6 protein-coding genes and 1 other RNA gene are annotated in these 7456 nt (G+C 56.7%); 3 read left to right on the top strand and 4 right to left on the bottom strand.

Translation table 11 applies throughout. The features are described 5' to 3' along the window. Together topA and dprA are read right to left on the bottom strand one after the other, a co-directional pair. On the bottom strand, positions 1-1499 hold a 1499-nt coding region (gene topA / locus WA354_RS06180), incomplete at its 3' end, for a type I DNA topoisomerase (protein ID WP_472812134.1). A 331-nt stretch (positions 1500-1830) separates the two neighbouring features. After that, on the bottom strand, positions 1831-3024 hold the full coding sequence (dprA, locus tag WA354_RS06175; RefSeq protein ID WP_472812133.1) for a DNA-processing protein DprA: 1194 nt from the start codon (positions 3022-3024) through the stop codon (positions 1831-1833). Positions 3025-3203: 179 nt separating this feature from the next. On the opposite strand from dprA, the gene WA354_RS06170 reads away from it, so the two are divergent. Next, positions 3204-4070, top strand: a complete 867-nt coding sequence (locus WA354_RS06170; protein ID WP_472812132.1) for a menaquinone biosynthetic enzyme MqnA/MqnD family protein — start codon at positions 3204-3206, stop codon at positions 4068-4070. A gap of 70 nt (positions 4071-4140) precedes the next feature. Here the strand turns inward: WA354_RS06170 and WA354_RS06165 are convergent, their stop codons facing one another. Together WA354_RS06165 and ffs are read right to left on the bottom strand one after the other, a co-directional pair. Beyond that, positions 4141-5157 carry a beta-ketoacyl-ACP synthase III gene (locus tag WA354_RS06165; protein WP_472812131.1) on the bottom strand — a complete coding sequence of 339 codons (1017 nt, stop codon included), beginning with the start codon at positions 5155-5157 and terminating at the stop codon, positions 4141-4143. Positions 5158-5288: 131 nt separating this feature from the next. Beyond that, positions 5289-5386, bottom strand: an RNA gene (gene ffs, locus WA354_RS06160) — signal recognition particle sRNA small type. Positions 5387-5510: 124 nt separating this feature from the next. On the opposite strand from ffs, the gene WA354_RS06155 reads away from it, so the two are divergent. Continuing rightward, positions 5511-6359 carry a tetratricopeptide repeat protein gene (locus WA354_RS06155; protein WP_472812130.1) on the top strand — a complete coding sequence of 283 codons (849 nt, stop codon included), beginning with the start codon at positions 5511-5513 and terminating at the stop codon, positions 6357-6359. Between the two features lie 18 nt (positions 6360-6377). Further along, on the top strand, positions 6378-7456 hold a 1079-nt coding region (locus tag WA354_RS06150), incomplete at its 3' end, for a MiaB/RimO family radical SAM methylthiotransferase (RefSeq protein WP_472812129.1).

Raw genomic sequence — 7456 nt, 5'->3', positions numbered from 1 at the left:
ACCAGCGAAGCTTCGTTGTAGCGCGGCGGCGGCTCAGTGTAATGCTCTTCCGGCAGTAGCTGCTCAAGTTCCAGATTCTTGACGTCATCGAGATTCGGCAGCTTATTTGCGAGCGCGTTCTCTTCGTCGTCGGCCTTCTTCTCTTCCGAAACTTCGTAAACTTTCAGGAATCCGTCGAAGCGAAGGACTGATCCACTCAAGCGGAACTCGTAGGTCTTGCGGTCAACGGAGGATTTGGCTTCAATTTTCGCGGTCGTGATGTCGTAAACCGCAGGCACCATCTGCGAAGCAATAAAGCGCTTCCATATCAGGGTGTATAGCTTCAGTTGTTCATCGCTAAGGTAGCGGGCAATCGACTCAGGAGTCCGCGACGCATCCGTGGGACGGATCGCTTCGTGCGCATCCTGCGCATCCTTCTTGCCCTTATAAACATTGGGCGATTCAGGCAGGTACTGCTTGCCAAGTTCCTTTGCGATCCATGCGCGCGCACTCTCTTTTGCCTCAGGCGACACGCGCGGCGAATCAGTACGCATGTAGGTAATAAGACCGGTCGCGCCTTCGTCGCCGATGTCCATGCCTTCATACAAACGCTGCGCCACGCCCATGGTACGGCGGACATTGAAACCAAGCTTGCTCGCAGCATCGCGCTGCAACTGGCTGGTGATAAAAGGAGCAAGCGGGCGGCGCTGTTGCTCGCGGTACTGCACGGATGCAAGCGTCCAGGTGGCATTGTCAAGCGCGGCCAGTGCTGAGTCCATCGACTTCTTGTCAGGCAGCGCGCCGGCTATGAACTGATCTTTGCCATCCTTGTCCTGCCCATTCGAAACGCGCGCCGGCTCTCCATCGATGCCGACGAACTTGGCTTTAAAGCTCTTGCCAGCTTGGCGTTCGGGGTGGAGTTGCGCTTCGAGCGTCCAGTACTCAACCGGTTTGAATGCCGCGATTTCGCGTTCACGTTCGACGATCAGTCGCACAGCAACAGTCTGCACGCGTCCCGCGGAGAGTCCCCGGCGCACCTTGTCCCACAATAGCGGCGATATCTGATAGCCGACGAGGCGGTCCAGAACACGGCGTGTTTGCTGCGCATCTACGAGATTCTCGTCGATGTCGCGGGCGTGCTGGAACGCGTCTTGCACGGCTTTCTTGGTGATCTCATTAAAGGTGACACGCCGAATCTTCTTGCGCTCTTTGGCGTTGGTTCCCAGCTGAATAGCCAGGTGCGCAGCGATTGCTTCGCCTTCTCGGTCAGGGTCAGGCGCAAGGAAGATTTCATCAGCCTTCAGGCCAGCCTTCTTTAATTGATCGACGATCTTCTCTTTGCCGGGAGAAACAACCAGCTCCGGCACAAACGTGCGATTTTTCAGTTCCACGCCAATGTCGTTCTTGGGCAGATCCATGATGTGCCCGATCGACGCGCGGACCTCGAAGCCCTTGCCTAGATATTTTTCGATCGTCTTCGCCTTCGCGGGAGATTCGACGATCACGAGTGATTTGGTCATTGCCATCCTTAATTCCGTACTACTGTACTCCATCCGGCCTGTTGGACTCGGATTGAGGTCTTTCGGTTTCTTTCCACATGGGAAGAACTTTCTTCACAAGTGGAGCCCTAGCGGCCTCGCCTTGCCTTCCCCACCGAAAATGGGCTGCAAGATTTGCAAGCTAACACGGAAGGCGTCCTCGTTTCTACTGTCAATCGGCATTTCTCGTTGCAGGATCGTTCGCGTAGTAACGCGCAAAGTTTCTGAAATGTGCAGTTCATCGTATCCTGCACTGCGTCGAAAATTTTGCATGAGATCTGCAGCGAGCATCAAATCTGCCGCAATTCCAAAACTAAAGGTTGCGAACGTAGTTCCTTCCCGGCAGGCAGCGTATGCGGCCGCTCATCTCCAGCTCGAACAGGGCCGTAAACACCTCGGACGAGGTCAGTTGAGTCTCAAGTTTTTCGAGAAGTTCGTCAATCTGCAGAGACTCGTCGGCGCGCAATACCTTTAAGACAATGGACTCCTCCGATCGCAGCACCGGCTCAACCAAAAGTGATGCGGCTTCCTCCGGTCTGGATTCAACACCGGCCTCCTGCTCCAGTTGCAAGCGAACCTGTGAAGGTAAATCCTCCCAGACATCTTCCCAGCTCCCCACCAGTTTGGCGCCCTGTTTTATCAGCGTGTTAGGCGTCCAGGAGTTCTTCGCCGTCACATTGCCCGGCACAGCATACAGGTCGCGATCCTGTTCTGCAGCACAACGCGCCGTCACTCGGGTACCGGAGTTCTCGCTGGCCTCCACCACCAACACCCCGATGCTCAGTCCGCTGATGATGCGGTTGCGGCGAGGGAAATTCTGCGGCGCTGGAAATGTACCCATGGGCATTTCGCTCACGATGGTTCCCCCCGTAGCGATGATTTCGTCTGCGAGTTTCTTGTTCTCTTTGGGATAAACCACGTCGATTCCTGTTCCCCAAACGGCAATAGTAGGCGTGTGCGCTGCGAGTGCGCCTTTATGCGCGCAAGTGTCAATTCCGCGAGCCATACCGCTCACGATCACGAGCCGGCGAGCTGCAAGATCGCGCGACAGCATCTCCGCCACATTGGTGCCATAGGGGGAAGGATGACGCGTACCCACCACGGCGATCGACGGACGCGACAGCAGTCGCACTACTCCGCGAACCCACAACACCGGAGGTGGATCGTAGATCTCTTTCAGCCGCTCGGGATACTCGGGGCAATCAAGCGTAATGATCGTTGCGCCTTGTTGCACGATCTTTCCCCACTCCTCGTTCGCCGCGCGGCGTGCCTTCCCGTCAAAGATGAACTGCGCCGAGTCCGCTGGAAAGCGCAAGCCCTCAAGCTCAGTGAGTGTCAGCGCAAAGATCTGGCTCGGCGTCTGCAGTTGAGCGATTGCATCCACAATGCGCTTGGGCCCCAGGTTCGGCGTAAGCGTGAGCGCCAGCATGGCTAATCGGTTTTCATCGATTTGCTTTCTTGTATCGCGTGCGGCGGAATCTATATTTGTGTCATTCGGAATCGACATTCACATATGCGCTGGTGCAAAGACACACGTGCGCTCTTTCTTCTTAGTGACCAAGCGTGATTCTTTAGTAATTGCGCCCACATTAAGCTGATGAGAAATGGAAGTCAAGCACGCTGGGTGTGACGGAGAGCACGTATGTGGAGAATCCCAAAGCATGAGTTGATAGTCTAAAGGATAGAGTGAGTTCAACTTTGACACGCCGGCTTCGTGTTGCCGCCATCCGTTTTTTAAATCCCGCTCCCCTCATGTGGGACTTCGAACATCCGCCGCTGAATGCGGAACTCGCGCAGCGCTATGAGATCCAGTGGATGCTCCCCTCGCAGTGTGCCGACGAATTGGCAGACGGCAGCGCCGACATTGGCCTCGTTCCGATAGCCGCGCTTGCAACGACGCGCGGCCTCCGTATTCTGCCGGGATGTACCATCGCCTCGAAGGGCAAAGTGCGATCGCTCCTGCTGGTTCGGCGTGCGGAGCAATCCCTCCAGAAGCTGCGCAGCGTGGCCGTGGATACAGCAAGCAGAACAACAATCGCCTATGCGCGCATTCTCTTCCACAAGTGGGGCAATGCCGAAATACCCTTCATTCCCATGGCCGCTGACCTGGATGCCATGCTCGACCAGGCCGACGCTGCCGTCCTGATCGGCGATCCCGCTCTAATGGCACTCGAAGAGCGCGCCAACCGCTTCGAGCGCACCGGCGAAGAGCTGATTTATCACGACCTCGCCGAAGAATGGAAGGTGCTGACCGGGCTCCCCTTCGTCTCCGCCGTCTGGGGCATTGCATCCAGCAGCCCTTTGGACGAGCAAATCTGCCGGGACTTCATCCAATCGCGTAATCACGGATTGCACAACATCGACGCACTCGTTAGCCACTGGTCGCGACAATTGCCGCTGCCGGAAGGCACGATCCGCTCCTACCTGACAACAAATATTCACTACGTTCTGGACGCAGAGTGCGTAGAAGGCATGCGCGGATTCTTCAGGATGGCCGAAGAGACCGGCGTCCTGCCGGAATATGACTTGCAGATGAGCGCACTAGCCAAATAGCAACGACGAACCCCAAGAATCCAGGTGGCCGCAATAATGAAGCTAGCAGCTAAGAGCTAGAAGCTGCTTCTCAGATCTCCCACCGCAGCAGCGCCGCTCCCACAGTGAAACCCGCGCCAACAGCAGCGATAAGCACCAGGTCACCTTTCTTCAGCTTCCCTTCCTCAATCGCCGTTTCCATGGCCAGCGGAATTGTTCCCGCCGAGGTATTCCCGTACTTCTCAATATTGATAATGACGCGGTCCGCCGGCATCCCAATGCGATCGGCGGTAGAGGTAATGATGCGCTTGTTAGCCTGGTGTGGAATGAAGCATCCAAGATCAGAGCCCGTCACCCCATTGCGCTCAAGAAGCTTGCTCGTGGCCTCCGCCATCTTGCGCACGGCAAACTTGTAGACCGCCTGTCCATCCTGGTGGATGAAGTGCATCTTCTTGTCGATCGTCTCGTGCGTCGGCGGATTCAAGCTGCCCCCGGCCGGCAGATTAAGCGAAACACCGCCCGACCCGTCAATCTCGTGCAGGAAATCAATCATGCCGATTTCGCCTTCTTCTGCGGGTTCAATCAGCACCGCGCCACCACCGTCGCCAAATAAAACACACGTAGCCCGGTCCGTGTAGTCGGTCATGCGCGTATTGGCGTCGGCTCCGCAGACCAGCACCTTGGACTGCGCGCCGCTCTCCACAAGCTTTACGCCCGCTTGCAGCGCAAACACAAACCCGGAACAGCCGGCCGAAACGTCGAATCCCCACGCACCTTTGGCGCCGATCTTGTCCTGCACAAGGCATGCGGTCGACGGAAACATCATGTCGGGCGTAACCGTGCCTACAATGATCACTTCCACTTCGCTCGGTTCGATCCCGCGTGCCGCGAGACACTTCTTCGCGGCCTCAACGCAGATATCGCTCACTCCCTTGCCTTGGGCGAGCACATGGCGTTCCTTGATGCCAGTACGCTCCACGATCCATTGATCGTTGGTGTCTACTATTTTTTCGAGGTCTTGATTGGTAAGAAGTTTCGGTGGAACGTAAGTTCCGAGGGCGCTTATCTTGGCGCGCCTGCCCACCACGGGACGCACGGCGAGGCTCAATGCATTTTCTCCTTGCGGCACGAGATCCGGAGACCGCGGCTCGCGCTCAACATTGGTACGGATCTTTGGTACGCCTGCACCGCTGGCCAGGCACCACCTCGACCAAAGAATAGAAGCGCCGATGGCGCAAAAAGTACCGGGTGACCTACTGCGCCCGTACTAGCCCGTTACCGTTGCTTCCTTCCGGACCTGGCGGGATTGGCGGGATTACGTCGCGTAGGACCCGGCACTGATAGATTTTAGCATCTTGGCGGGCCCTCCATCTGCCGCCGGCTCTCCCACTTTTCGAACACCGAATGCAAATCTTTTCGTATACTTCCGCTGCAATGTCATCCCAAATTCTGAGGTGGTGAATGAGGACACTTGTTCTTTGCTCCGCGGTTCTGTTTTGTGCTCTTCCCGCTGCGAATGCACAAGAACCGATACCGGCTGGCAAAAAGGATTCGGGCAGCCTGAACGCCTTGATTGTCGCCGCCCGCAAGGCCACTGCGGAGAAGCGATTCGCCGATTCAGAAGCAATGATGTCGAAGGTCACCAGTGAAGACCCAAAGCTAGTTCTGCCCTGGGTGGAACTTGGGTTGGCGCAGCTTGGACTGAAAAAGTACCCTGAGGCCGAAAACAGTTTCAAGATGGCCCTGGGCACCGATTCGAACTCGATCCAGCGAGCGCATTCAGATGACTTCTATCAGAGCGCAGATAAACCTGGGGTGGTAGCCCCGACCGCCACCCGAAATGCGCGCAATACAGTGGATGGCGTAATCAACAATGCGCAGAGCCGCACACCGGATATCAAGGGCGTGTCGTGGGCCGGGCTTGGAGAGATCTATATACACGAAGGTAAGGTCAAGGATGCAGAAGAAGCCTTCGACAATGCTGTTGCAGCGTTTCCCCCGCAGGCAGCGCTGTATCGCCGTAATGAGACGATCTTGTTCTTCCAGGTGGGCAACTCTGAAGCGCAACTCGCCGCAGGCGAGAAAGCCATCGCGCTCGACCCGACGCGAGCCGCTCTCTATTACTTCAAAGGGCAGGCACTTATTTCGAAAGCCACCGTCGATTCCACAACCCAGAAGATGGTTTTGCCGCCCGGATGCGCCGATGCCTACCAGAAATATCTTGAACTGGAACCAAATGGCCCTTACTCCGCTGATGCGAAAGGCGTTCTCACGGGAGCCGGAATTCCGCTCAAAGCGGCAAAAAAGTGAACTTGATAGAATGAGGATGTGAGCAAACCTTCCCTACCCACGGCTCCTACCGTGGGCTTTATTTCGTTAGGCTGCCCGAAAAACCTCGTCGACTCCGAAGTCATGATGGGGCTTCTGGACCGCGGAGGCGCGCGCCTGACTGCACGTCCTGAGGACGCCGAGATTCTAGTAGTCAATACCTGTAGCTTCATCGACACAGCCAAGCAGGAGTCCGTCGACACCATCCTCGAAATGGCCCGCTTCAAAACCTCCGGTTCGGCGAAGAAACTGATCGTCGCCGGATGCCTCGTTGAACGCTACCGCGACGAGATCATCAAGAACATCCCTGAAGTCGATGCCGTGGTTGGCACCGGCGAGCTCGAATCGATTCTCGAGGCCGCCGGCATAGCCCGGCCAATGATTACACCTTCGCCGTTCAACATCCTCAGCGGAAGTAGCCAGGCAGAAATCCGCGAAGGCCGCGAGGCTGGCGCCGGAACACACAAGACCGAATTTCGCCCGGAAGGCGATCTCCGCGAGAAGCAGGGCCGCTTCAGCCGCGAAGAATGGCAAGGCGCAGCGCACATGCTGCCAACTTATCTCTACGACGAGTCCACCCCTCGCTTCATCTCCACCGGTAAAACCTCGGCCTACATCAAGATTGCCGAAGGCTGCGATCATCCCTGCACCTTCTGCGTTATTCCGAATCTACGCGGCAAGTTCCGCTCGCGGCGCTTTGAGTCCGTCGTCGCCGAAGCTCAGAAGCTTGTCGCCCGCGGCGTGCAGGAAATTACGCTCATCGGGCAAGACACCACCTGCTATGGCGAAGACCTTGGCCTGAAAGACGGTCTCGCACTGCTTCTTGAAGAGCTCGCTAAGATCGAAGGCTTGCGCTGGCTGCGTTTCCTCTACGCCTATCCCAACCGCATTACCGGCAAACTGCTCGAAACCATCGCCAAACACGACAACATCTGCAAGTACCTTGATGTGCCTTTGCAACATGCATCGCCCGATGTGCTCAAACGCATGAAGCGCGGCGCCGGCGCCGACATCTTCCTCAAGACACTTGAGAAGGTTCGCGCTGCCGTGCCCGGTATTGCCCTGCGCACCTCCTTCAT

The organism is Occallatibacter sp. (assembly GCF_049802275.1).
GTDB lineage: Bacteria > Acidobacteriota > Terriglobia > Terriglobales > Acidobacteriaceae > Telmatobacter.
Note: the sequence above shows the minus strand (reverse complement) of the source record. Positions and strands in the feature narration are given on the sequence as shown.